Genomic DNA, 26603 nt, shown 5'->3' with positions numbered 1-26603 from the left:
GCCGTCAGCGCCGTCAGCGGGCGGCGGCGGGCTGCAGGTCTTCGGGGCTGGACAGCGTGCCCCGCACGGCCGTGGCGGCCGCCACGAGCGGCGAGACCAGGTGCGTCCGGCCGCCCTTGCCCTGCCTGCCTTCGAAGTTGCGGTTCGAGGTCGACGCGCTCCGCTCGCCCGGCTTGAGCTGATCCGGGTTCATGCCGAGGCACATCGAGCAGCCGGCCTGCCGCCATTCCGCGCCCGCTTCGGTGAAGACCCGGTCCAGCCCTTCGGCTTCCGCCGCCTGGCGGACGCGCATCGAGCCGGGGACGACGAGCATCCGGACCGAATCGGCGACCTTGTGCCCGCGCAGGACGTCCGCGGCGGCCCTCAGATCCTCGATCCGGCCGTTCGTGCACGAGCCGAGGAAGACGGTGTCCACCGCGATCTCGCGCAGCGGCGTGCCCGGCTTCAGGTCCATATAGGACAGGGCCTTTTCAGCGGCGATGCGCTCGTTCTCGTCGCCGATCCGCTCCGGGTCGGGCACCTCGGCGCCCAGCGGGAGCCCCTGGCCAGGGTTCGTGCCCCAGGTCACGAAAGGCGTGAGCTCGTCGGCGTTCAGGCGCACCTCGGCGTCGAAGACGGCGTCCTCGTCCGTGCGCAGTTCGCGCCAGTTTTCGACGGCGGCGTCCCAATCGGCGCCCCGCGGCGCGTGCGGACGGCCCTTCAGATACGCGAACGTCGTCTCGTCCGGCGCGATGAGCCCGGCGCGCGCGCCCGCTTCGATGGACATGTTGCACACCGTCATCCGGGCTTCCATCGACAGCTTTTCGATGGCCTCGCCGCGGTACTCGAGGACGTAGCCCTGCCCGCCGCCGGTGCCGATCTTCGCGATCACCGCGAGGATGATGTCCTTCGCCGTGACACCGGGGCGCAGGGCCCCGTCGACCGTGATCGCCATCGTCTTGAATGGACGGAGCGGCAGGGTCTGGGTCGCCATCACGTGTTCGACCTCGGAGGTGCCGATGCCGAACGCCATGGCGCCGAAGGCACCGTGCGTCGAGGTGTGACTGTCGCCGCACACCACGGTCATCCCGGGCTGCGTCAGGCCCAGCTGCGGGCCGATGACGTGCACGATGCCCTGCTCGGCGTCGCCCATCGGGTGCAGCCGGACGCCGAACTCCTTGCAGTTGGCACGAAGGGTGTCGACCTGGGTGCGGGACACGGGATCCGCGATCGGCAGCTCGATGTCGATCGTCGGGACGTTGTGGTCCTCGGTCGCGATGGTGAGGTCGGGGCGGCGCAGTTTCCGGCCCGCCAGACGGAGTCCGTCGAACGCCTGCGGGCTGGTGACCTCGTGCAGCAGGTGGAGATCGATGTAGAGCAGGTCGGGCTCGGCCCCCTCGCCTCGCCGCACCAGGTGCGACTCCCACACTTTCTCGGCCAGTGTCCGGGGCATTTCCGGCTCCTCACATGCGGTGAAATCGGTACTTCCCACCATCTGGACATCTCAAACTTCGGGAAGATAGTATCGGCTTGTGGGACAGCATAGCGGTATCGGAGTACTCGACAAGGCCGTGGCCGTGCTTCAGGCCGTGGCCGAAGATCCTTGTGGCCTGGCGGAACTGTGCACGCGGACCGGTTTGCCGCGCGCGACGGCGCATCGGCTCGCGGTCGGCCTCGAAGTGCATCGCCTGTTGCGCCGCGGCCCCGACGGGCGCTGGCGTCCGGGTACCGCGCTCGCGGAACTGGCGGGCGGTTCGACCGACCCGCTGCTCGACGCGGCGAGTTCGGTGCTGCCGAAATTGCGCGACATCACCGGCGAAAGCGTTCAGCTGTACCGCCGCGACGGCGTCCAGCGCGTCTGCGTCTCGACCGCGGAACCGCCGAGCGGACTCCGTGACACGGTGCCGATCGGTTCACGGCTGCCGATGACCGCGGGCTCCGGCGCGAAGGTGCTCGCCGCGTGGTCGGATCCGCACACACAGCGCACGATCCTCACCGAGGCGGTGTACGGCGAGCGCACCCTGCTCGAAGTCCGCCGCCGCGGCTGGGCCCAGAGCGTGGCGGAACGGGAACCCGGTGTGGCGAGCGTCTCGGCGCCCGTACGGGATTCGACGGGCACCGTCGTCGCCGCGGTGTCGGTTTCCGGGCCCATCGAACGTATAGGGCGTAAACCGGGGGCGCGCTGGGCCGCGGACCTCCTCGCCGCCGCGGACGCGCTGCAGGAGCGTCTCTGAGCTCAAGACGAGTGAAGGCCCCCTGCGGCGCAGGGGGCCTTCACTGTTCCCGTCCCGAAAGGAAGGGCCGGATCAGAACTCGTCGGCCTTGGTGAGCTCGTGTTCGAAGGTGTCGGCACGCGTGACGAGAGCCTTCAGCGGGTGTTCGAACTCGTTGACCAGGTTCAGGTCGACCAGCGGGATCGTGTGCTTGAGCAGCGCGACACCGTCCACCACCGCCGCGCCGCCGACCGAATCCCCGCCTGCCAGTTCGAGCAGGCGCCGCAGATCGATCTTGTCGGCCCAGCCGACCGGAGACGAGATCTCCACCCACTCCGCGCCGTCGTGGTCGGGCAAGTGGTGCAAGGACACCTGCTGGCCGCGGCCGTCGCCGGTGTCGACCCGGAACCGGAGCCAGTCGTCCCGCTCTTCGAGCACCTCGTACCGCGCCCGGACGAAATTGATCACGCCTGCCCAGATGGACACCCTCGTCACCTCTCGGTTTCGCCGCCTCGTGCGCTGTCGAGCATGGCACATCCGGGACGGACGGAGTGTCGATGGTCTCGTTCTGGGGCGGTTCATGCACGAGAGAGGCTAAAGCGGCGCCATCCGGTAACCAGACCCCCGCACGGTGTGGATCAGCGGCGGGTCCTTGAGCTTCCGCCGCAGCCGCGCGATCACGACGTCCAGCACGTTGGACGCCGGATCCGCCATCTCGTCCCACGCGTACCGGATCAGTTCCCGCCGCGAGACCGGCCGCCCGGTCGCGGCCATCAGCCGCTCCATGACGAGATACTCCTTGCGCGTCACGGTGAGCAGCACGCCCGCACGGGAGATCTGATGCCTGCCGGTGTCGAGTTCGACGTCGGCGCACCGCAGGACCACCGCCTGCCCGGCCATGTCGCGGCGGCACAGGCTGCGCACCCGCGCGATCAGTTCCGGCATCGCGAAGGGTTTGACCAGGTAGTCACCGCCGCCGACGCGCAACCCGTCGATCCGGTCGGCGACGCTGTCGCGCGCGGTCAGGAACAGCACGGGCATCGGCCATCCGGCGCCGCGCCGGTTGCGCACATAGGCCAGCGCGTCGCCCGAAGGCAGCATCCGGTCGAACACCGCGCAGTCGTAGGCGTTCACCATCAGCGCCTCGTCCGCGCCGGGCAGGTCGGCGGCGGTGTCCACCGCGAACCCGTCCCCGCGCAGCGCGAATTCCAGCGCCACCCGCAAGTTCTCGTCGTCCTCGGTCACCAGCACCCGCACACGAGAACGTTATCGCGTGATCGCGGCCTCCACGTCGGCCACGTGCAACCCGCGCAGTTCTTCGATCGCGGGCATCCGGCCCAGCAGCCGCAACCGTTGTGACTGAGCCGTACGCGCCTTCTCGAACAGCAGGCGTGCGTCCCGGGCGTTGCCGAAGTTGACGTCGCCGGAGACGCGGCGGAAGTGGCCGGTGAGCACCGGGCCGGCGGCGGGATCGACTTCGTAGTCGCCGGCGGACGCCATCCGCCCGAAGATGGCGAGCAGTTCGTCGGGGCTGTAGTTCTCGAACTCGATCGTCTTGCCGAAACGGGACGCGAGACCGGGGTTGGCGGCGAGGAAGTCGACCATCTCGCCGGTGTATCCGGCCACGATCACGGCCACTTCGTCGCGATGTTCCTCCATCAACGGGACCAGGGTGTCGATCGCCTCCTGGCCGAAATCGCCGCCGGAGCCGGCGAGCCGCGTCAGCGTGTACGCCTCGTCGATGAACAGGACGCCGCCCTTGGCCTCCTCGAACACCGTCGCGGTCTTCTCCGCGGTGTGCCCGATGTACTGCCCGACGAGATCCCGGCGGGACACCTCCCGGAACTGGCCGACCGGCAGGACTCCCAGCGCCTTCAAGAGTTTGCCGTAGATCCGCGCGACCGTCGTCTTCCCGGTGCCGGGCGCGCCCGCGAAGATCAGATGGTGCCCGGCCGCGCCGACGGGCAGCCCGGCCCGGCGGCGCCATTCGTTGACCTGCAACTCGTCGACCAGCGAGCGGACCTCTTCCTTGACCCCGGGAAGGCCGATCATCGCGTCGAGTTCGGCGAGCATCTCGTCCAACGCGTTGTCCCCCACGGTGCCGGGGTCCGCGGCCTCACCGATCGCCGGCGTCGCCCCTTCGGCGATCGCGATCCCCGGTTCCGCGGTGTTCGATACGCGGCATCCGGAGATCTCGCCACCGCAACCGGAAGCGAACGAGATCCCCGGGCCCCGGGTGTCGGTGACCGTGCACCGCCTGAGGACCGGCACCCCGTGGTGCGCGACGGCGATGCCTTCGTGACCGGTGTGCGAGACGGTGCAGCCTTCGACGACCGGCCGGGCGTACTGGTAGACGTAGATTCCCCTCAGCCCGCAGCCGGTGACCGTGCAGCGGAGCACGACCGGATCCGCGCCCTGCCCGAGGGTGATGCCGTCGCCCGTCACGTCTTCGACGGTGGTGTCCTCGATCCGCCCTGGCGAGCCGTCGACGACGATCCCCTGTTCCGCCCCCGAGATCACGCAACCGCTCACGGTGAACGCCGTCGTGCCGCGGATCGCGATCGCCGGGCCGCGCCCGCCGGAGACGGTGCAGTTCCGGACCGCCAGTTCCACGTCGTCGGCCTGGATCGCGGACGCGCCGCCCGCCAGGACTTCGATCCCTTCGAGGACGAGCACCCCGCCGGTGCCGCGGAAAACGGGCCGGTCCGCGCCCCGGCCGTCGACGACGACGGTGGCGCCGTCCGCCGCGGCCAGCGTCACCCGGAGGCCGGTCAGTTCGACGGTTTCCGCGTATTCACCGCCCGCGATGGTGATGACGGCGCCGTCGGACGCTTCCGTCAAAGCGTCGCCGATGGTCGGGTACGCGCCTGGCCGCTGGGCCACCAGCAGGACACGGCCGGGAGTCGAAGTCGTCATCAGCCCGCCTTCGCCATCAGCCAGCCGCGGTCGACGGCCTTGGCGCCCGCCTGGAACCGGCTGCGGGCGCCGAGCCGGTTCATGATGTCGGCGACCATCCGGCGCACGGTGCGCACCGAGACGCCGAGGCGTGAGGCAGCCGATTCGTCGGTGGTGCCGGAGAAGAGCAGCGTCAGCAGCTCCTGCTCGCGGCAGGACAGGATCGAAGCGTTCCCGGTGTCCGGGAGATCCAGCGGGACGAGCGGGGCGGCGGCCTGCCAGATCCGCTCGAACAGCCCGACCGTCGCGGTGACCACGCCGGGCAGCCGGAACACCGCGGAACCGGCCTGCCTGCCTTCCGCCGGGAGAACCACCGAGGTCCGGTCGATCACCAGCGCGTCCATCGGCACCTCGGCGTCCGTCCGCACCTCGGCGCCCGCCCGCGACAGGCGGTTGAGCACGCCGGACATCCGCGCGGAGTCGGGGAAGAGCACCTTGTGCCGCACGCCGGGGCGCACGCCTCCGAGCGCGATCCGCTGGAACGCGGTGTCCGTTCCCGTGCTCATGACGAGCACCTCGCCGGTCGCTTCCGCGAGAAGCTCGCCGAGCCCCGCCCGGTCGCTGCCCGGGCCCGTTCCCGTGACCAGGCTGAGCTGGCCGGTCTGCACGGTCATCGCAGGTACCTCCCTCTTCCCCCGGCGCGGTGCCGCCGACGACGTCCTGTTCATGCCAGTTCCCCGCCGTCCGGGCGGCCGCGGGCACCCGACGCGTTAGCGTTCAGGGGCTCCGGGAACTGCACGCGTCTACTTTCGCTGTCCGAACATGAGGTTTTGATGACACGGGTGATGGTCGTCGAAGACGACGAGAATCTGCGGCTCGCGCTGGTCACGCAGCTCCGCGCGGCCGGCTTCGTCGTCGACGAGGCGGGCGACATCGCGACCGCGGACCGGCTGCTGCGCGGAACGCACCACGACTGCGTGGTGCTGGACCGGATGCTGCCGGACGGCGACGCCATCGAGTACGTCCACATGCGACGGCAGCTGGGCTGGCGGGCGCCGGTGCTGTTCCTCACCGCCCGCGACGCGCTCGCCGACCGCGTGGCCGGATTCGAGCACGGCGGCGACGACTACCTCGTGAAGCCGTTCGTGATGGCCGAGCTGACCGAGCGGGTGGCCAACCTGTGTCACCGGTCGGCCTTCGACCGGCCCTCGGTGCTGCATCACGAAGACCTGGTGATGGACTGCGCGCGGCGCGAGGTGCGCCGGGCGGGTGTGCTGCTCACCTTGACCAACAAGGAGTACGCCGTGCTCGAATACCTGCTGACCAGGGCGGGCCTGCCGGTGCAGCGGGCCGACCTGATCGAGCACTGCTGGGACGCGCAGGCCGATCCGATGTCCAATGTGGTCGATGTGGTGGTGAAGCGGTTGCGCCGCAAGCTGAAGGAACCCGAACTGATCCACGCCGTCCGAGGCCTCGGCTACCGGCTGGGCTCGCGGTGAACACCCACTCCTCGGCCGATCGGCTGCGCAAGCTGCGCTGGACGCTGACCGCGTTGTTCACCGTGATGAACACCCTCGGGCTGGTCGTCTTCGCGTGGCTGCTCATCACCGAAGACGGTGATCAGGGCGAGGAACGGATCGACGCCGCGCTGACCCAGGTCACGTCGTCGGTCAGCAGGCTGGTCGCCTACGACGGCACCGTCGGCTTCGGGCTGGTCAACACCGACGTGCTGAACGACCGCTGCCCCCAGTTCGCGATCCTGCCCGGCGGGGCGCCCGCGTTCCAGCCGCACTTTTCGCGGGCGAACTGCGTCCCGATGAGCATGCAACTGTTGAACGGCCTCGCCACCGAGGCGGTGAAAACCGGCAGGCTGATACAAGGGCATCAAAAGGCCACCGACGGCGACATGGTCAAGGTCCGCGCCGAACCGCTGCGCGACGGCGACGGCAAGACGTTCGCGGCCGTCGTCGCGGTGCAGTCCACCGAGGTCGAAGACGCCGCGCACACGCGGTTCACGCTGCTGGTGATCGGCGGCACCGTGCTGCTGGTCGCGATACTGGGCTTCGCGGGCCACCTGCTGTCCGGCCGCTCGATCCGTCCCGCGGCCGCGGCCTTGCAGCAGCAGGAGGTCCTGCTGGCCGAAACCGCGCACGATCTCCGCACCCCGGTCGCCGCCCTGCGCGCGCTCGCCGAAACCGCGATGGCCAACCCCGCGCAGTCGGCGGAACTCCTGCCGCGCACCGTCCGGCTCGCCGCGAGAATGGGCGGGATCATCGACGACCTCCTCGTCCGCGCCCGGCTCGCCGCCGGCGTGGAACAGCTGAGCATCCAGCCGATCTGGCTCGATCAGCTGGTGGTGGGCATCGTCGAGGACACCGCGACCGACGGCGCCGAAGTCACCGTCACCGCCGCGCCCACCAAGGTCAACGCCGATCCCGCGCTGCTGCAACGGGCGATCGGCAACCTTCTCGACAACGCCATGCGCTACGGCCGCCACCCGGGCTCGAAGGCGTTCGTGCACCTGACCGTCGCCGGCGGCACCGTGACCGTCGCGGACCACGGCCCGGGTATCGACACGACGATGGCGGGCGACGCCTTCGACCGGTTCGCCAGCACCGGCGGATCTTCCGGGCTCGGGCTGTCGATCGTGCGGTGGGTCGCGCAGGCGCACGGCGGCACCCTCGCGGTGTACAACGCCGACGAGGGCGGCGCGATCTTCGAACTGCGGTTCCCGGTCAGCCAGAACTGAGGAGAGGCATGACCTTCGACATCATCGGCCTGTGCCGCGACGAACCCGGCCCGGCCACCGTCCTCCCGGCTTTGGCGGCGGCGGGCGAGGAACTGCGGGCCGACTTCCGGGATGAGCCGCCGCTCATCCGGCTGCTCCACCCCGACGGCAGGCTCATGGCCACCGTCGAAAACGTCCACCTGGTCCGGGTCGACGGCGAAGCACGGCGGGTGCTCGGCATCGGCGACGACGTCGAGGTGCCGCATCCGGTGTGGTGGGTGGAAGTCCACGCTCCCGAGGGCGATCCTGAAGCGGAGACCGTCGCCAGAATGTTCATCACGGTGCTGGTCGCCGGGACCGGAGGGCTGTCATGGTCGAACCGCTGAGAGAAGCGCTGGTCTTCGAGCAGTTCCGCACCGTGGTCCCGGCCTCCCCCAGGCTGATCGACGCCGCTTGGGCGGCGGTCGAGTCCGGGCGGACGCTCCAGGTGGTCACCGCCGAAGACAGTGGAATCACCTATCCGCTCGAAAAGCTGCTCTCGGAGATCGGGGGCGAGTGGGTGGTGCGCGACGATCAGGGGAGGCATCGCAGAGTCACGCTCACCGGGAACGGCGGCCGGTTCGAGCGCGATGAGGACGCAGCGCCTTGCCCAGTCGGCGGCACTGGAAGCTCGGGAGAGCTGGAAGTCCAGATCACCGCCCTCCACCCGGCCGGTGAGCCGCTCCGGCTCGGCAAGATCGTCGAGGCCGCCATGGCGGTGCTCGCCGGCGCCGAGCCGACCGGCTGGGGTGTCGCCGAGCCTGCGACCGAACCCTGGTCGGCGGCCGATCTCACCGCGTTCTGCCGGGGCCGCTCTCCTGAACCGACTGGGCTGGTCGTCGTGGGCCCCGGTATCGCCGGACGGCTGCGCGTGTCCACAGTGGATGGCGGTGTGCTCGAAGAGATCGAACTCGGCGGACCGGCGGCCGGTACGGTGCGGCAGGAGGCCGTCGAGACGCTGGCCGCGGCGCTTGCCCCGCTCGTCCGGCAGATGCTGGTCGCCGTCCACCCCGGCAGGTGGGACGGCCTGCGCTCCAGCTCGCCGACCATGCCCGCCGTGCCCTACGGAATCCTCATCGGACACGAAATCGGCGTCCGGAAGGTAGCTCTTCCGGACGCCGAAGTGAAGATGTACGGCGGCGAGGGATGGGAGGCAGCCTGGTTCCGGCTCGACTCCGGTCGTCGTTCCTCCTTCGAGGAACTCGACGAAATCCTTCGGCACTTCGGTGCCGCGGCGCAGGACAGCGCCTAGTTAGTTACGCGGGTATCGCCGGGCCCATTCCGCGGCATAGCGCCGGTCCTCCGAGGGGGGCTGCGCCGAGAAGTGCCAAAACGCGTCCCCGGCGACGGTTTCCACCAGGTCGGCCAGGTCGAGCCGGTCGAGCCAGCCGGACGGCAGGCCGGGGATCCCGACCCTCGCGCCGATCACCGCGCCGGCGATCGCCCCGGTGATCGAGCTACGCCCGGAATGGTCGACAGCGGCCTGCATGGCCCACTGGGGGTCGAAGAACCGGCGCGTCACCGCGATCATGGCCCGGCCGAGTGCGCCGACGGCGGTGTCTCCCCTGCCCGCGGCGTCGAGTTCTTCGGGATCGGTGCGGACCAGTTCCGTCCGCGCGCGCACCGCGTTGGCCAGCGCGTCCGTCACCGGGCCGCGGACGGAGCCCCTCTCGACGATCTCCCGGAGCACAGCGTGCGGCGGCGACTGTTCCCCGCGCCGGAACAACCGGCCGAACAACGCGGCGACCGCCCCGGCGGCTTCGGCGGTGGGGCCGTCGGCGCCTCCACCCGCCGCTAGCAGGCGGCCCACTCGCACCACGGTGTCCGCGTCGGATTCCGGCCCGCCACCGCAGAGCGCCGCGACCATTCCCGGCACGAGAAAAGCGACGTCGTCCCCGGTCGGCGGCGCGTCTTCTCCCGGAACGCACAGTTCGGGGACATGGGAGAGCCAGCCGTCGCGCTCTCCCCGCTGGGCGTCCAGCCGTCGCTGCTCGGACAGTGCGCTCAACGCCATCAGCCCGCCCGGGGCCGCCTCGCCGAACCGGGCTGGCAGCCCCCGCAACAAACCCTCGGTGTGGAACAGCAATCGCCGGGTCAGCGGGCCGATCGCCCCGGTCGGTTCGAGGACGCCGTCCTCGCCGAACCGCGCGCGGATCTCCGGCAGGCTCAGGGTGTCCACGGCCGAACCAAGCGACTCCCCGAGTGCGAATCCGGCGAACGCGCCCGCGACACGGTGCCAGGCGAATCCCGCGCCGTCGACGTCCTGGCGGAAGAACTTGCCGGAGGTCGCCGCGTGCGGCCGGATCCGCCCGGCCGCGTCGTATCCCGCGACCAGGCCGTTGGCCCGCAGGTCTGACGGCCACCGCTGACCGGAGACGTCGTCGTCCGGTGAGTCGACACCGGCGTGCGCCACCCGGTTGCGCTGTTCCCAGCCCCGGCCACGGACGAACCGCTTGCAGTCCTCAGTGGACAATTCGAACCCCGCGGCCCTGGCCTTGGCCGCCGCTTCCGGAAGCCCGGAGACGGGTTCGGCGAGCCCGAGTTCCACCCGGATCCCTTCCGCTGTCTCCGCCACTTCCCTGGAGTACTCGGGTGAAACCTCCACGACCCGGACGACCGCCCGGAAATTCGGCCACTGCTCACGGGTTCGCGTGAGTTCGCTTTCGGTCACCACGTCCGAAGGGTACGAACCTGGATTGATCGACAACCCGGTTCCGGGGAACTCCACGGCGAACGACAGCACGTCCGTTCGCACCCATTTCGAGGTGCCGGGCGGCAGCCGCCTGCGCGAACTGAACATCGTCATCGTGCGCGGATTCTCTTGCCATAGTGGGGCAAGAGGCTGCTCGGTCCGGTGATCGACAGGGCAGTAGAGCTCCGCGGTCAGCAGACCGGCCAGGTAGCGCGGCCGGTCGAACCGCCCTGTCTCCAGGCAGCCGAGCAGGTGCTCCGCGGTGGTGTCCATGGCCGGGTGACCGAGTCGTTCGGGACCGAGCCGGTAATGCGGGTTGACCCGGATCTCACCACCCCGGGGGCCGCGGTTGCGCCACGCCATGACGGCGCTGGCCGGGACCCCCAGATGGGCCACCCCGCTGCGCGCGAACTCGGGTTCCACGATCTCCTGCCAGTCCTCCTGACCGGCGACGGTGACCGCGATACTCGGCCCGGTGCCGTCGGGGCCGGGATCCGGATGGCGCAGGCTCCCGTCCTCGCGCACGATCAACGCGGGTTTGGGCACGAGGGCGGCGAGCCGCTCGCCGCCATCCAGCGCTCGAACCGCGTCGTAGGGCACGAACCAGCCCTCCGGGATCCGCACCAGGCTTTCGTGGTCGACCCGCACCGCGTGCTTCCCGCGGGTCAAATCGACCGGATTTCCCGCCCTCAGCCACTGTTCGACCCTGGCGATCGCCTCGGAAGCCCGCATGATCAGTCCTCCCGCCGTCTCCGTCACTTGAACTCCCTCACCAGTTTCCACTCGTGGTCCCAGATGCGGGCGGGCCACGTCTGCCCGGCGATCCTGCCCAGCCGCTGGCTCTCTTCCAGCCGTTCGCGTGCGGCTTCGGCCGCCTCTTCGCCGATGCCGGTCGCGACGAGCATCCGTACCAGCCAGGCCGGGTCGATCATCCGGACCGCCGCGAGCACTTCCGCGTCGAACGGTACGTCGAACCAGGCGGCAACGAAGCCGGACCTGATCCCGATCAGCGGGTCGGCGTAGTCCGGGAAGGACTGACCGTTGTCGATCACGATCGCTTCCCCGCCGGGGCCGGTCAAGCAGTCACTCGCGCTTCTGTCCAGGCTGGCCGCGACGTAGTCCAGGAACGCGATCAACTGTTGCTGTTCGCGCGGATAGGCCGCCACCTCCACCGCGGGACCGGCGTCTTCCCGCCACACCTGGGCGGAGCCGGGTCCCAGCGGCCCGTCGATGTACGCGGTCGGCGGGACGGCGTCCGAGCCGACGGCTCGCGCCAACCGGTACAGGGCGACCTCACGATATCCCTGCCCTGCCAAGGGAAGATGCCCTCCCAGCGCGCGGGTCTCGCCCGAGGCCGGTTTGTAGATCGTTCGCGGATGGTCGGCGTAGGTCAGGTGATAGGTGGCGTTGGCGCTCTGGCGGCCGTCGCCGAACTCGACGCAGTCCAGCGGTTCGGCCGCCACCACGGCGCCCTCGGCCGCGTCCCCGAAGGTTTCCGGCCCCGGCGGCGGAGGTGGGGGAAGGCCTCGCCTCGTCGCCTCGTCGAACAATTCGGCCTGCCGCCGCAGGATCGTCACCTCCAAGGCCTCCTGGTCACGGGACAGCGGCCGCGTCCGGTCTTCGTCCCGGCCGATCAGCGTGCCGACGGTTTCGTCGAGCACCCGCGCGGTCTCCAAGACCTCCTCGATGGCCTTGAGCCGCAACTGGAGTTCGGCCAGGTGGCCGCTCGGCATCCGCAGAACCAGCCGGAGATCGCGGTATCCGTCGTGGCGCGGCCGGACGAACCGGTCGTCGAGGCTCACGATCTCCATCGGTTCGGTACCCAGCCGCTCCCGGACGACGTCCAAGGCCTGATAAGCCCAGGAAACCTTGTCGAAGGCCACGAACGCGGTCGCGAGGTCGGGGGTCTCCGGCGCCTCGTCACGACGGACGGCGGTGCCACCGGCGGCTTTCGCCAGCCAGTCGGCGAAGTCGCCCAGCCGGTCGTGGTCTTCGGGCGACGCGGGGACGGACTGCACGGGCGGACTGTCCGGGAACGACAAGATGCCTCCACGCACCGTCCGGACCGAGGTCCACTGCGCGTCGGTCAGGTCGATCGGACCGGGACGGGGTGCCAGCACGCTCTCCCTCAGGATCGCCTCGGCCCCGCGCCGCGCGACTTCGGCGACCGCCTCCGTGAGGATGGCGGCGCGACCGCGCGGCGGCAGTTCGGCGTCGGTGAAGGTCAGCAGGCCGATTCCGGTCACCCGCTTCGGCAAGCGCATCAGCCAGCCGTTGTGCGGCTCCAGGAAAACGACACCGTTCGCGTCCCGGCTCACCAGCGCCACATGGTCGCGGACCGATCCACCGCGTTCGGTGGAGGTCACGTGGATGACGGCCAGCGCCCCGACCGGCCGGTCCGTCATCGCGGCGACGACGCTGTCGAAACTCGTGCCATGACCGTGGTCCCAGGCCCCGCCGAGCCGATCGGAAATGTACTCCAGGCTGGACATCTCCAGCAGCCGGTCCAGCGGCACCGGCGGCGCCGTCACGTCCTCGCCGCGCAAACGCCGCACGTAGTAGACGACAGCACGGGTGCAGTTGGTCAGGTATCCGTCGTCGAGGGCGTCGGGTGCGTAGTAGTGAGGATTGGTCGCGGGAAGCTGGGGATGCCGCGCGCGCAGGTAGGACACGGCCGCCGCCCAACGGCCGATCACGGTCTTCGCGTGCATCGCCGGCAGCGCGTTCCGGGCCGTCGTCCGGAACAACGCGGAGTCCTGGTGCGGCACGGGTGCCGCCGGATTCCCGGTCTCCCGGTAGGCGGCGTGGCCCGTTTCCCGCGCGTGGACCGCTTCGACCTCGGCCGAGCCGAGCGACACGTCGTCCTTGCCGTTGTATCCCTGTTCCCTCCCCAAATCGAGAAGTGAGCGGAACTGGGCGGTTCCCTCCGGCGAAACCACGACGACCCGAGGCTCGGGCAGGGGTTCCGGCTCCGGGGATAGTCGCGGCTCCGGCAGGTGAAGATCTCCCCTCGGCGGCCGGGCGCCCTTCGGCACACCCACGGGGGGCAGGTCCGCATCGGTGAAGGGCAGCAGGTCGAGCTTGATCAGGTTCTCCGGCAGGCTCAGCAGCCAGCCGTCCTGCGGGTCGAGGAACACGATCCGGCCCTCGTCGTTGGCCACCAGCGCCACATGCCGCTTGATCTCGTTCTTCTCCCCGCGGTATTCCATGGCCAGCACGGCCATCGCGCCGGGGGGCCGGTCCATCATCGCGCCGATGACACTGTCGTAACTCGTACCGTGATCGTGCTCCCAGATCCCGCCGAGCCGCTCCGAGATGTACTCCAGAGTGCCCAGGACCACAGAGTCCTCGGGGCTGAGTGGCGGAGCCGTCACGTCCTCGCCGCGCAGCCTCCGCACGTAATAGACGACGTCGCGGGTGCAGTTGGTCCAGTAGCCGTCCAGGTACGCGTCGGGAGCGTGGTAGTTCGGGTTCGTGCGAGGTAATTCGGGGTGGTGTTCCCGGATGTACCGCGCGATGCCGTACTTTCCCGCGCTCGGGACACCGGCGTGGATCGCCGGCAGGGTGTGCAGTTCCGTGCTGCCGATCAACGGGTCGATATAGCGACCGTCCCCGGCACCGTAGGCCCGGCCGGCGTCGCCCGGACGTCCTCGCCCTTGTTCGGGCGAGCCCTGCCACCCTCCTCGGTGGTCGATCGAGTTCCTCCGGACCGGTGGATCGCGGTACTGGAGATGTCTGACGGCGGCTTCCTCGGCCCTCTTCACCTCAGGGTCGTCGCCGGGACGGCGGGGAGCGTCCGGCGCCGGGTCCAGTTCCTTCGGCCACCCCGGCGAATTCAGCCAGTTGTAGTGGTCGATGGCGTTGGCCAGGTCGGCGTTCGCCTCCCAGACCGGCAGCCCCTTCCCCGTACGGAAATAGGCGTCGAGGTACCCGGCCGCCCGTTCGGCGAGAGCGACGAGTTTCTCGATCGCCACCCGTCGCTCGCCGAGCGTCCGGTGATCACCCCAGTCCCGGTTGGGCTCATCCGGATCGAGCCGGGCCGCCTCCGCGTCGAGGGAAGGCCTCAGCTCCCGAAGCGCGTCCTGATAGGCGCTCGCCCAGTCACCGTAGGGATACTCGTGCGCCTTGATCTTGATCGCGGTGAACTCCGGAACGACCGTCCTCGCCGGGACGGCCTGGCGCGCGACCGACCGGCCGGGCCGCTCCAGCTCGGCCGCCACCGTCGCGGCGGCCATGATCACCTGGGAGTCCGAGAAAGCCGACGCGGCGTTCTGTACCGCCGCGCGCTCGGCCGCCTTCCCCTGATTGGTCTCGGCGATGTTCTTGTCGCCGAGTTCCAACTCGTTCTTCCGGTGCCACCACTTGCGCCAGCCGATCAGTGGCCCGGACAAGCCCGCCGTCAGCGCGGCCATCGCCAGCGAATGGCTGACACCGAACAACTCCACGAACCCGGTGGTCACCCCGGCGCTGCCGACCGAAAGCCTCGTGTAGGTCTTCATGAACTCGGCACGCGGGGCGAACCCGGGCCGTGTCTCGGTGGCCGGCTCGCCGGGCACGACCGGGCGCACTGGCTCCGGCCGAGGTTGCCCGACGAAAGGAATCGCCTCACGCAGCCGTCGCCACAGGCTGGGCTTCGGAGGATTGACCAGCTTCTCGACGCGGTCGAGCAACTCCATTCGCTCCGCGAGCACGTCCCGCCTCATCAACCGGCGGATGTCCCGCTCGTCGAAGAACCTTCTGTCCACTGTGTACTCAAGTTCGCGCTGATCCAGCTGATTCAATTGCCAGATCGCGATCGGCAACATGAGCAGGCTCTTCCCGATCCCGTAAGCGGCCAGCGCCTGGAACAGCGTCAAGTCATAGGCCTGCGCGGAGTTCCGATGCAGGCTCTCCCCGTCCGCGTAGGCGGCCAACGCTTGGAACAGTGTCAGCTCCTGGGCCTGCGTCAACTCCGGGGCAGGCGGCGCGGAGTTCCGGTGCAGGCTCTTCCCGTCCCCGTAGGTGGCCAATACCTGGAACAGCGTCAACACCTGTACCGACGTCTGCTCCTGGGGCGACGTCAACTCCTGGGCCGGCGGCGCGGAGTTGTCGAAGGTGCCCGCCGCGGTCGGCCGCAGTCCTCGCCGCAGGATCTCGCTCACGTACTGGACGAAATCCGGCAGATTGGCCGCGAGGCTCAGCTCAGGCACGGACAGGTGGACATCGTCCGGATCGGGCACCTCGCTCGGTTCGGGTGGCCGCTCCAAACCGAGTCGCTGCCCCATGGCGGCATAGACAGCCGCCTCGACCTTGTCCAGTCCCCTGGCCCGCTTGTCGATCTCCTTGAGTTCCTCTCCCTTCTGGACCCGCGTGCGCGCGCGTTCGGCGAAGGGCAGCCAGACCGCGGCACCCGCCGCGTACACGAGGAGGCTGAGCCAGGACGCCAGCCCGATCCCGCTACCCCAGAGTTCGAAGGGAGCGGCGACCGCGGTCCCCGCCGCGAGCGACGCCAACGGCGGGACGCTGAACCGGGCACCGTGCTTGCCGAGAGGCTGGGCGAGATCGGGCCTCGGCCCCATCGTCTGCTCGCTCATCGGCTTGCCCTCCGGCGGACCGGGACCGTCTTCGGGTGCCCAGCCCAGGATCTCCAGCAACGAACGCACCCGCTTGGCTGGTGCCGCGGCGGCGTCGATCTCGCGCGCCCTGGCGTCGTATTTGCGCGCCTCGGCGATCTGCTCGTCCTTCTTGATCTCCCACTCGCGGGCGAGGAATCCGTTGTAGACGGCGTTGACCAGGCCGAAGACGCCCCAGGCGATCCCGCTGGCGGGCGAGCCCGACGCCGCGAAGACCGCCGCCGCGCTGCCGGAGGGCAGGAATCCGGTGATGAGACCAGTGGCGACATGGGTCCCGGTCAGCGGATAGTCGCTCCTCACCGTCGACGGGAGATGGCGCGTGACCACCGACCTGACGGGATCGTTCTCCAGCGCCGCCTGGCGGTACCCATTGTTCGCCTGGTTCGGATCGAGGCCGAGCTTCGCCAGCACTTCGCGGATTTCCTTGCGCAGGCGGATTCGCTTCGGCGGATTCCACCTGGCGCCATCGAGCGCGCGGTCCAGGACGGCGAGCTGGGCCAGATAACCCCGGTCCGCGGGGGTCGGTTCCGGTGTCGCGTCCAGATTCCCTTCCGGGCTCAGGAACCTCGCACCGGGGTCGGCGGCGCGGTCGCCCGTCAGGCTCCCGTACCCGGCGGCGAGACCGTGCACCACCACGCGGAGCGCGAGATCGGCGGGCATCCGGCTCGACGCCGTGATCCTGATGGTGCCCATCAGGTCGTTCCCCGAGTAGCGCAGGGGAATCGACCACTGGCCGGTCGCGTCACCGAGGTCGGCGGCACCGTCGAGGACGACGCTGAACCTGCGGCCGTCCGGATCCGCGAGCAGGACCGACCTGGGGTACTGGCCGACGATGGTCATTCCGGCGGCCTTCACCGCTTCAGGGAGCACACGCCACAACGCCTGCTCGGCCGCCGCGGGAATCGTCTTCCCGGTGACCGGCTTGCCCGCCTCGATGGGTACCGGAGCGTAGGTCGCAGGCGGTGGAGCCGGCGCGAGTGGCCGGGGTTCCGCCGCACCAGGGCCGAGGAAGCCGGTCAACAGGCGCGTGAGTTCCCGGCGCGTCTCCGGCGGGAAAGACGTCAGCATCGCGGGCAGTTCGGCGGCGGCCGGAGGTTTGTCGTGCCGTGCCACAGCCGCGGTCAAACCGGCCAGTGTCCCGACAGCGTTCAAACCGTCCACGCGGCCGATGTCGGTGAGCGCGCTCCGCTCGACATCGGTCAACACCGCCCAAACCGCCGTCGGCACGCCCGCCGACAGCGGGACGACCGAGTCGGTCAGTTGCCTGCCGAGCACGTCGACCCGCTCCGGGTATCCCAGCAGGTCCAAGATCTGTTCGAGGATCCCGCCTTCACTCGTGGTCAGGCCCGCGATCCGGTCGGCCAGCTCCCCGGTCGCCGCGGTGGCGCCGACGGCCGCGATCAACGTCGAGAACGCCTGCTGCACGGCACCCGGAAGCGCGTGCCAGACCAGGGTCCATTCGGCGGGCAGGCCGGTCGGCGGTGCGACCCGCGCCAGCCAGTGGGCGAGGGCCGCGCCGGCTTCCTCCGGAAAACCGTTCTTCCGTGCCAGCAACGTGGTGAAGTTCTTCAGCACGGGAAGTCCGCCCCTGGGGCCCACTTCGGCGGTGAGATCCGCCAGAGCCCGTTGTTCTTCGGCTCCCAATACCGTCCACAGTGGCTTCAGCTCGGCCGGCAGACCGGGCGGGGTCGACGGTTCCGCGACGGGTGCCCCGCGCCGCGGCGGATGCGGTGCCTGCCGTTGCGGGTGCCGCGGCCGCCGCCGGGGGTCCTGCTCGAAGGGAAGTCCGTGCCCACGACCGGGTCCGTCGATCATGGGGTCCGACCACGGCACGTGCACCGGACCGCCGTACCCTCCGACCGGCGGCGGCGGATACTTGGCCGTGAACGCCGCAGGATCGGCTTTGAACGCCTGGATCGCCGGGGTCAGGATCGGCGGATGCCCGTCGTCGGTGACGGCCTGGCGGATCTGGGCGATGTCGTTTTCGTGATCGAATCCGATGGCTCGCAGCTGCTCCAGCAAAGTCGCCCGGCGGGCTTCGGGAAGGCCACCGAACTCGAGATCGACGACGCGCTTCATCCAGTGGGAATCCCAGTCGCCCGACGGAATCCTCAGGCCGACGGGAACGACCTCGCCACGAAGCTCCCGAGGAACGACAGAGGTTTCCGCGGCGGCGCGCAACGCCTCGACGGCCAGCAATTCGCCGCTTCGGCCCTGGAACTCGTGGGAGGCATGGAGCAGTGCATCGAGCCACGCCGCGGCGGCGTTTCCGGGCGGCACGGCGGGTTTCGGCTCTTGCAGCAGGTGGACGGCGAACTCGTGCAGCAGGGTGGTGAGGAACTCACCCATGCCGATCCGCGGCCGGACCAGGCCCAGCCCCAGCTCCGGGAGGGCGACCCCGTGACGCGGCAGTTCACCAGCCTCCGCCAGCGCGTCCAGGATCTCCGGTCGCCTCGGGTGCTTTTCGAGGGACTCCTTTTCCCACGGCACCACGTTGTCCAGCATGCGCTGCACGAAATCGGCTCCCGGCCTGCCGAAGATCGTTTCGAGCCAGTGCAGGACGATCGCACGGGTCACGGCGTCGAATCGGCCGCTCGCCGTCACCGACGGCTGCAGGAACCGCATGCGGTGCGGATCCAGGAGGTCGAAGCCGATGATCTCCACCCACGCGGGAACCGCGGAATCCGCGTGTTCCCTGGCGTACGCACGCAAAGACTCGCTGAAGGCGCGGAGCTCGTCCAGCAGGGGCCGCACCTCCCCCGTGCTTTCCGCAGCGGCGATCGCCTTCCGCACCTCGGCGGCCCGCGCGACGAAACCCGCCCACGATTCCGCCCGCCTCTGCGCTTCCTCGCTCGAAAGCAGGCCATCGGCGACCTCTCGGTCCAATCGGGCGACGGCCTTCGGGGCGGCCTCTTCGACCTGCCTCGGAAGCTCGTCCGGCGGATGTGAACCGGACCTTTTCGGCGCCACGAGATCCAGGTACCTGCCCGCGAGGAGGATCCGTTCCTCCATCGGGTACTTGTCGTTCGCGAGATCCGCGAGGATCGCGGGATAGTCGTCGGGGAACGAATTCCGGAGCCTCTCCAGGAGGTCGCCGAGCGCGCGGCGAAGAACCGGCAGCTCCGGAGACTGGACGTCCCGCGCCGCCAGCTTCGCGAGCTCGTCGGGGGTGAGATCCCGGCCGGGCTCCAGCCCGAGCGCCACCTTGTCGAGATGGGTCTCCCGTGCTTCGTCGACGGGCTCGGCCGGGGGTTCCGGATCGGAGGCCGCGCGTGGCGGTGCCGGGAACGGCCAGCGAGGGTCGGGCGCGGCGGACGGCGGACGGCCGCTCACGTCCGGATCCGGTGCGGACAATTCCGGCGGGACTTCGGGATCGCGGAGCTCGATCGGGACGTCGGTACGGATTTCCGGGCCAGGGCGTTCGCGTCCACCCGGCGTCAGCGGCCGGACAGGGACCGGTGGCCGGTCGCCGGGTTCCCCCGGCCGGTCGCCGACGAAACCGGGCAACGGCTGGATCTCCAACGGCCGCGCCGGGTCTTCCGGATCGGGGCGCGCGGGACCGAACGGGGTGAGCGGCCTGACCGGGGTCTCGGTTTCGGGCGGCGCGATCTCCGGAGACCGCTCGGGAGGCCGCACCGGTTCTTTCGGAGCGCCTGGTAGAGGGCCGGGTGCAGGTTCTGGCCGGACCGGGTTCGTGGACGGCGGCTCGGGAAAGCCGGGGCCTGGGGGCGCGGGCTCGCCGGGCACCCAGATCTCGGGGTCGCCGGGCACCGGCCCCACCGGCCTGCCGACGTCGGGAGGCACGGGTCGGCCGACCGCCGGGACCTCGGTCCAACCGGGTACCGGCGGCGCTCCTCGCTCCGGCTGCGAAGGGCGCACCGGACTTTCCCGCACCGGCTCGATGGTGCCGTCGGGATTTGTGATGATCGCCTTGTCCGGCAACGGGTGTGCCGTTCGCGGCTCGGTTACGGAAGAGGGCTGGGCGGCACGTCCGCGTTCCTCGTCGATGAGGTGGGCCAGCGCCTCCGCCGACCAAGGCGCGGGCAGGTCCGTATCGAACCGGCTCCTGTTGTCGTGCAAGAACTTCAGCGTGCCCGTCTTCAGCTCTTCCAGCGCGGCCCGCGCCTCGCGAAGGTGGGCGGTCAGCGTCCCCGGCCGGCCGCCATGGCTCGCGGGTATGGGCTCCACGTGCGGCGCGCCGCGCAGTTCGGCCGCCATCGTGACCAGCCGGTTCCGCGACTGCACGATCTCGTCGTGCACGGCTCTGGTCGGCGGCCCCACGTCGAGCTGTCCCACGGCCCGCTGGTCCAGCCACGCACCGAGCTGATCCGTCAAGGCCCGGAGGAAAGGGCCCGACGACGGGTCGATCCGCCCTGCCCGGAAGTCGTGCACCATCGATCCCAGGAGATCGAGCTTCTCCGCTGGGCTGACCTTCACTTCCCCCGTGTTCGAGGGCAAGCCGACCAGGGGCCGGTCCGGTTTGGTCTCTCCTCTCAGCCCTGGCGAATCCTGGAGCCCTCGTGCCGCGGGCGGGACGACGCCGTCGCCGACGGCGCGCGGCAAACCGTGGTCGGGACCGACGACACTCAGCCGGGGCACGCCCTCGGCTCGCGGGCCGTGGATCGGCGCGGGCCCCTTCTCCAGCAAACCGTTCAGTTCGGCTTTCAGGCCGTCCAGGTTGGGCCACAGCTCGTCGAACCGCTTCCGCAGCGACCCGGCTTCCGCGGGCTTCCCTTCGTTTCGAACCCAGTCCACGAGGGAATGCCGGCCGGTCTCGCGCGCGGCCTCCGTCAGCCCGCCACCCGACCACTCGTCCAGCAAACGCAAGGAATCCGACGCCGCTTTCGGCATCTCGCCCCATTTTTCCCTCAGCTCGCCGAAGCGGGGTTTCATCTCGTCCAACGTCGTCCGCGCGGACTCCCATCGAACGCGTTCGCCCTCACTGAGCGGGCGATGAGGAACGGCCTCTTCAGGCTTCACCTCGACGGCACGCGGAGCCTCGGCGGCGGCTATCTGTTCCTTGATGATCCGTTCAGCGGCCGCTCGCTCGAGCGCGTTGGCCTTGTTGACGGCATCCACGATTCCGAACGGATCCCGGACCTCCCGGGCCGGAGACAGCACCGGCGGCCCGCCGTCACGAGGCCGTCCGGCCGGTTCCGGAGTCGGCGCGTCGACGGATCTGTGCGCCGGGCTCCGTTCCGGTACGGCGCTTTCCCTCGGAGCGATCGGTCCCTCCGCCCGTGTCCCCGGAGGAGGTGCCTTCTCCAGTAATCCGTCGAGTTCGGCTTTGATCCCCTTCAGGTCGGACCACACCTCGTCGAACCGCTTGGCCGAGGATTCGACGCCGTGCGCGGACCGCGTTTCCCCTTTGACCCACTCGTCCAGTGACCGCCAGCCCGCGAGTCCTTCGGCCTCTTTGCCCGAGCCGCCGAACATCATGTCGTCCAGCAGCCGAACGGACTCCGAAGCCTCCTTCGGCAGCCCACCGTGCCTGTCCCGCAACTCGTCCAGGCGAGGGCGCACCTCGTCGAACCCGGCCGACACCTTCTCCCACCGGGCGCGTTCCGCCGCGTTGACCGGACGTACGGACACCGGCTCACCCGGATGCTTCAAAGCGGCTTCGATGTCCGCCTTCATCAGCCGCTCGGCCCTGGCCAGATCCAGCGCGCCCGCCTTGGCCGCGGGATCCGCCAACCCGGCCGGCTCCCGTGGCGGGGACAACACCGGCGGCCCGCCGCCACGAGGCTGCCCGGCAGGCTCGGCGGCGGTTCGGCTCGGCGGTTCGGAACTCCTGGTTGACGGCCCCCGTTCCGGAGCGACGCTTTCCCTCGGCCCGATGGGTATCTCGGTCCGCGCGCCCGGTGCGGGGGCCTTCTCCAGCAACCCGTCCAGCTCCTTCTTGAGCCCCTCCAGGTCGCGCCACATCCCGTCGAAGCGGCGGCCCGACGACTCGGCACCGTGCACCGCCGCGGCCGGACCGGTTCCTTCCCTCATCCGCGCCCCGAGAGCGTCCCAGCCCGCCCTGTTCGCGGCCTCGGTGAGCCCGCCCATCAGCAGCTTGTCCATCAACTTGAGGGACTCCGAAGCCTCGCCCGGCAGGCCTCCTTGCCGCTCATGCAACTCGTCGAGCCGAGGGCGCACCTCGTCCAAGTGGGCCCAGGTCTGCTCCCAGCGAGCCCGTTCGGCGGCGCTGATCTCACGTGTGGGCGCCGGTTCGGTCGTCCGTCCGCCCGGCTTGTCGGCCTCACCGACACGCGACGCCTCGGCTGCTCGCTCCTCACGGGCCGCCGCGTCGATGAGTTCCCGCATGTTCCGCAGGTCCTGCCGTTGCTTCGCCGCTTCGGCCCACGGTTCGGCCTTGGCCGGTTTGTCCGCTCCGGGCGGCGGCCCCGGCGGAGGCGTGTCCCCACGATGCGGGGTCCTGCCCGCTCCGGCCTCCTTGCCGAACCAGGAATCGACGGCCCGCTGGGCGCCGGGACGGGCGGAATCCAGCAGATCCCGCTCCACCACCCGGTGCATCACCGGTTCCGATCCCCGCGTCGCGTTCATGACATCGGTGTGGCTGAACACCTCGCGCGACATCGGGGCCGGAGCGCCCTCGCCCCGGCCGTTCATGGACGGCGCCGTGCTTTCCGCGCCTCGCGGGCTGGGAGACACACCTTCGTTCTTCGCCGCGTCCGCGGCCGGCGCCCCGCGCTCCGGGGCGTGTTCGGGAACGGTGCCGCCCGGCGAGCGCTGGAACTCCTCCGGCACGTGGGACGCGGGCCGGCTTCCCTGTACCTCCCTCGATGGCGTGTCCACCTCGGGCGGTTTCCGGGTCGCCGCCTCGGAAGGATGCTGGACCGGCTGTTCCGGCCGGTGCACAGGAGAGCCTTCCCGGTCCGGAACGGTCGGAGTCCGCTCTCCACCGGGGTGCTGGTTCCCAGGGCCGTCCGGTCCTCGCCCGTGTGGTTCCACGGGGGTTCCGCCCGGCGGACCAGCGGGTTGTTTGGGGCCGGGCGGCGGGTTCCCGCCCGGATCGCCGGCCGGGCGCGTCCCGGCCGGCCCCGGGTCCTCCGGCCTCGGTGCGGGCGAGGATTCCTTGACGTGGGGGGCACCGGGCGCGCCATCGTCTCCCCGGCGGGAATTCCGGTAACCGTCGACGACATCGGCCGCCTTGCCCAGACCGTATTTCGCCACCCCGGTGAGGTTGGCCTCGCGGACCACGTCACCGACCTTGTGGAGCCCCTTGGGGAATCCGGTGAGGTCGGCCGCCTTCGCCCCTTTCCCCAATGCGCGTGCGCCACGAGTGATCCCGGCGCCGACGCCACGGGTTCCGAGCAGACCGACGACGTTGCCGGTGGTGTAACCCAGGGCGTGCTTCCAGTCGGTTTTCCACTCGTCGTAGGCGATGAAGTTCTTGCCGAATTCCGTGAGCGTGTCACCGAGCACGCCCTTGAACAGCTTGTCGTCGACGAACTCGCCCAGCTTCGGGTCGAGGCCGTACAGCACCGCGCCGCCGACCAGCATGCCGAGGTTTCCCCATGCCTGCTGGGCGGTGTAGAGGGAAAAACCGCCTTCGCCGAAACCGGCCAGCCCGGCGAGCGCTTCGAGTTGGACCACCGCCGAGTCCCAGAGGCCGCCGAAAAACCCGTCGTGCGGTGTCGTGTCCACCTCCCCCTGCGGATTCAGCATGTTGTGCGCGGTCTCGCGGATCATGTCGGCGAGGTCCTTGGCCACCCCCTCCGCCAGCTTCCGCCGGTAGTAACTCCTCACTCCCGGCAGATTGCAGCCCAGCGCGATGTAGATCAGGTGGTTGCGGTCGTAGGTGTCGTGGATCTTGTTCTTGATGTCGACGAGAAGGTTCGCGTAGGACTCGTACGCACCGCCGATCGAATCCAGGCCGGTGGCGATCTGAATGATGCCGTTCTCGCCGTTGTTGTTGTTCTGGACGAGGTCGCGCATGCTCGCGCCGCCCCTGTCGCGCCACGCGGTGCTGTGCAGCCGGGTCACGATGTCGTTCGTGGCCGTCACGGCCTGCCGCACGTGGTTCGCGCCCGATTTGAACGCCTCGGCCTTCTCGTGCGCGTGGACCGCGCTGTCCGGCGGATAGTAGAAGTCCGCGGACTCGCCGCCTTCGGAAAGGATCAAGTTCCAGAAATCGCCCGACGGCGGGCCTTTGTCCTCCATGACCGCGAGCGCCGATCAGCCGCGGACCGACGACCAGATGGCACTGGCGGCCTCGGCGTCATGGGCCACATAGACCGGCACCAGCAGTTCACCGAGTTCCGCGACCTTGACGTAGAAACCGGGGACCGACGCCGCGGCCGCCCTTGCCTTGTCCGGTGCGAATTCCCCGTCTTTGCCCTTGAGCAGGCTGGTGAACGCCTCGCCCAGCGGGCCGCGGCCGAGCTGGTTGGCGGCGACCATCCGGTTGTTGTCGCGCATCCAGCCATCGCGGAGATCGGCGGACGCGCCGCGCAGATTTCCCATGAAGGAACCGGTCGCGTCCGGGTCCATGTCGGCGACGTCGTCGCCACCGTTCAGGCTGAGCCAGGTCATCGGCGCTCCCCCGCGATCTCCCGGTCGAGGACGTGCAAAGCGGGCCCGAACCGCAGATCGGCCGGTCCGGCCTCGGGGTTGTCCGGCAGGTGTCCGGCGACGACCGCGGCGCACCGCTCCTGGGCGCGTTCGGCGGCGCGGTGGATCGTGTCCTTGATGGCCCGGGCCAGCTCCGCGGAATCGGGAACGCGGTAGATACGCGGATCCAAGCGCAGCTCGACCAGTTCGCCGTAGCCACCGGCCGTCGCACTGATCAGCCCGTCATCGGATTCGGCGGTGGCCCGCAGTTCCGCGATCCGCTCCTGGGCCGCACGGAGTTCCCCGGCCATTCGCCGGTAGTCGTCGTACCTCTCCACGATGCCTCCTGTCTCCGGCTCAGTCTGTGGCCGTCACGCGACTGTCGTGGGCGGGTGGCAGGTTGCGGCCAGCGGACGCCGACCTCCCGGTCCTCGTCCGACTATTGCCAGGGTGAAACGACATCGGATGCTCGCCGCCGCGACGGCCCTGGTCGCGCTTCACTGCGGCACGGTCGCGGCACCGGCGTATGCGGCACCGCCCGCGGGCGCCTGCCGTGATCCGGAGCCGGCGCACGCGGAGGTTCAGGCGGAACCCTGGGCACAGCACTTGCTCTCCCCGGAACGGGTTTGGCCGCGCAGTCGCGGCGCCGGGGTACTGGTGGCGGTGGTGGACTCCGGGGTCGACGCCGACCACCCTCAGCTCAGCAGGCCGGGGAAGGTACGCCAGGGCAGGGATTTCTACCTGCCGGGCGGACTGCCGGGTTCGTTCGACTGTGTCTCGCACGGCACCGGGGTGGCAGGTGTCATCGCCGCCGATCCGGTGCCGGGCATCGGTTTCCACGGCATCGCCCCGGACGCCGAGATCCTCCCGGTCCGGATCACCGACCGCGACCTGAGCGACCAAGGCGACTCACTGCGGGTCGACCCGCAGGTGGTGGCGAACGGGATCCGGTACGCGGCGGACCAGAACGCGAAGGTGATCAACCTTTCCCTGGCCGGGCTGAGCGACTTCCCCGTCATCCGTGACGCGGTCGCGTACGCCGTCTGGAAAGACGCAGTGGTCGTCGCCGCCGCGGGCAACTCGCAACGGGACACGAACTCCGGACTGCCGTCCTACCCGGCCGGCTATCCCGGCGTGCTCGGGGTGGGCGCCGTGGACATCGACGGTGCCCGGATGAACGCTTCGCAGATCGGCCCCTACGTCGGGATCATGGCGCCGGGCGCGAAGGTGCTCGCGACAACCCGCGTGGCGGGCCATGCCTACGTCGACGGAACCAGTTTCGCCGCGCCGTTCGTCTCCGCGACAGCAGCGCTGGTGCGGTCCGCGTGGCCGGATTTGTCCGCCGCGCAAGTGATCCAGCGGCTGAAGGCGACCGCGAACCCTGCACGAGGCGGCCGGGCGAGCACCGCGTACGGCGCGGGGCTGGCCGACCCCTACCGCGCGGTGACCGACGGACTCGCCCCGGAGAAACCCGCGGCTCTGCCTGCCTTTGCTCCGGGGCCGGTCGACCAGGCGGCCCTTGACCGGGCCGAACGGCTGAGGGAGACCGGGTCGGCCGCGAAATGGCTGACCGCCGCCGCCATCGCCGCGATCGTAGCGTCCGCTGTCGGCGTGGCCGTCGTGATTCGCGGGCGTCGACGGCGGTGGCGTCCCGGCCGGGTCGCTCCGCTGCCCGCCGAGCCTGCCACTGTCGAGCCACCGGAACAGATGTTCCTGCTCACCAAGCGGTGAGCTATTTCGTTTGACTGGATGGCGGCACGCGTGTCGTCCATCCAGTCGAACGAACCGGCCGTTCGGTACAGGTGGGTAGCAAGGACACTTACCGCTCACGAGACGAGAGGCCCCGCCGAGCCAAGCTCGCCGGGGCCTCTCGTCCTCAGTGGTCA

15 protein-coding genes are annotated in these 26603 nt (G+C 70.1%); 6 read left to right on the top strand and 9 right to left on the bottom strand.

Annotated features, from left to right (window positions below; all coding sequences use genetic code 11):
• Window positions 1–13 precede the first annotated feature (13 nt).
• Window positions 14–1432, bottom strand: coding sequence for a 3-isopropylmalate dehydratase large subunit (leuC, locus tag AC069I_RS10680; RefSeq protein ID WP_478225772.1), 1419 nt, complete (start codon window positions 1430–1432; stop codon window positions 14–16).
• A 79-nt stretch (window positions 1433–1511) separates the two neighbouring features.
• On the opposite strand from leuC, the gene AC069I_RS10675 reads away from it, so the two are divergent.
• On the top strand, window positions 1512–2213 hold the full coding sequence (locus AC069I_RS10675) for an IclR family transcriptional regulator (RefSeq protein ID WP_007031477.1): 702 nt from the start codon (window positions 1512–1514) through the stop codon (window positions 2211–2213).
• Between the two features lie 72 nt (window positions 2214–2285).
• Here AC069I_RS10675 and AC069I_RS10670 read toward each other — a convergent pair whose 3' ends face one another.
• The 4 genes from AC069I_RS10670 to AC069I_RS10655 form a co-directional block, all read right to left on the bottom strand.
• Window positions 2286–2678, bottom strand: a complete 393-nt coding sequence (locus AC069I_RS10670) for a hypothetical protein (protein WP_478231600.1) — start codon at window positions 2676–2678, stop codon at window positions 2286–2288.
• 108 nt (window positions 2679–2786) lie between these two features.
• The gene (locus AC069I_RS10665; protein WP_478225774.1) at window positions 2787–3449 is read right to left on the bottom strand and encodes a winged helix-turn-helix domain-containing protein; all 663 of its coding nucleotides are present in this window, start codon (window positions 3447–3449) and stop codon (window positions 2787–2789) included.
• 9 nt (window positions 3450–3458) lie between these two features.
• Entirely contained in the window at window positions 3459–5108 is a 1650-nt protein-coding gene (locus AC069I_RS10660; RefSeq protein ID WP_478265280.1) for a right-handed parallel beta-helix repeat-containing protein, read from the bottom strand.
• Window positions 5108–5761, bottom strand: coding sequence for a helix-turn-helix transcriptional regulator (locus tag AC069I_RS10655; RefSeq protein ID WP_478265279.1), 654 nt, complete (start codon window positions 5759–5761; stop codon window positions 5108–5110). The genes AC069I_RS10660 and AC069I_RS10655 overlap by 1 nt, the downstream gene beginning before the upstream one ends.
• Window positions 5762–5920: 159 nt before the next feature.
• Here AC069I_RS10655 and AC069I_RS10650 point away from each other — a divergent pair, with 159 nt between their 5' ends.
• Genes AC069I_RS10650 through AC069I_RS10635 form a run of 4 tightly spaced genes read left to right on the top strand, consistent with a single transcriptional unit; the run spans window position 5921 to window position 9106 of the window.
• Window positions 5921–6586, top strand: coding sequence for a response regulator transcription factor (locus tag AC069I_RS10650; RefSeq protein WP_478225777.1), 666 nt, complete (start codon window positions 5921–5923; stop codon window positions 6584–6586).
• Window positions 6583–7836: a sensor histidine kinase gene (locus tag AC069I_RS10645; protein WP_478225778.1), complete on the top strand. Its 1254-nt coding sequence runs from the start codon at window positions 6583–6585 to the stop codon at window positions 7834–7836. The genes AC069I_RS10650 and AC069I_RS10645 overlap by 4 nt, the downstream gene beginning before the upstream one ends.
• 8 nt (window positions 7837–7844) lie before the next feature.
• Complete coding sequence (locus AC069I_RS10640; RefSeq protein ID WP_478265278.1) at window positions 7845–8201, top strand: hypothetical protein; 357 nt, start codon at window positions 7845–7847, stop codon at window positions 8199–8201.
• Window positions 8186–9106 carry a DUF6177 family protein gene (locus AC069I_RS10635; RefSeq protein ID WP_478265277.1) on the top strand — a complete coding sequence of 307 codons (921 nt, stop codon included), beginning with the start codon at window positions 8186–8188 and terminating at the stop codon, window positions 9104–9106. The genes AC069I_RS10640 and AC069I_RS10635 overlap by 16 nt, the downstream gene beginning before the upstream one ends.
• Here AC069I_RS10635 and AC069I_RS10630 read toward each other — a convergent pair whose 3' ends face one another.
• The 4 genes from AC069I_RS10630 to AC069I_RS10615 are packed head-to-tail and all read right to left on the bottom strand — an operon-like array spanning window position 9107 to window position 25055.
• Window positions 9107–11305, bottom strand: coding sequence for a YrhB domain-containing protein (locus tag AC069I_RS10630; protein ID WP_478265276.1), 2199 nt, complete (start codon window positions 11303–11305; stop codon window positions 9107–9109).
• The gene (locus tag AC069I_RS10625; RefSeq protein ID WP_478265275.1) at window positions 11302–24327 is read right to left on the bottom strand and encodes a toxin glutamine deamidase domain-containing protein; all 13026 of its coding nucleotides are present in this window, start codon (window positions 24325–24327) and stop codon (window positions 11302–11304) included. Before AC069I_RS10625 ends, AC069I_RS10630 begins: the two co-directional genes overlap by 4 nt.
• A 15-nt stretch (window positions 24328–24342) precedes the next feature.
• Window positions 24343–24699, bottom strand: coding sequence for a hypothetical protein (locus AC069I_RS10620; protein ID WP_478265274.1), 357 nt, complete (start codon window positions 24697–24699; stop codon window positions 24343–24345).
• Window positions 24696–25055, bottom strand: coding sequence for a YbaB/EbfC family nucleoid-associated protein (locus tag AC069I_RS10615; protein ID WP_478225784.1), 360 nt, complete (start codon window positions 25053–25055; stop codon window positions 24696–24698). The genes AC069I_RS10620 and AC069I_RS10615 overlap by 4 nt, the downstream gene beginning before the upstream one ends.
• 127 nt (window positions 25056–25182) lie before the next feature.
• On the opposite strand from AC069I_RS10615, the gene mycP reads away from it, so the two are divergent.
• Entirely contained in the window at window positions 25183–26448 is a 1266-nt protein-coding gene (gene mycP, locus AC069I_RS10610) for a type VII secretion-associated serine protease mycosin (RefSeq protein ID WP_478231936.1), read from the top strand.
• Window positions 26449–26603 lie beyond the last annotated feature (155 nt).

The organism is Amycolatopsis sp. NPDC043885, assembly GCF_056435685.1.
The sequence above is the reverse complement of the archived record's forward strand: the minus strand, read 5'-3'. Positions and strand labels throughout refer to the sequence as shown.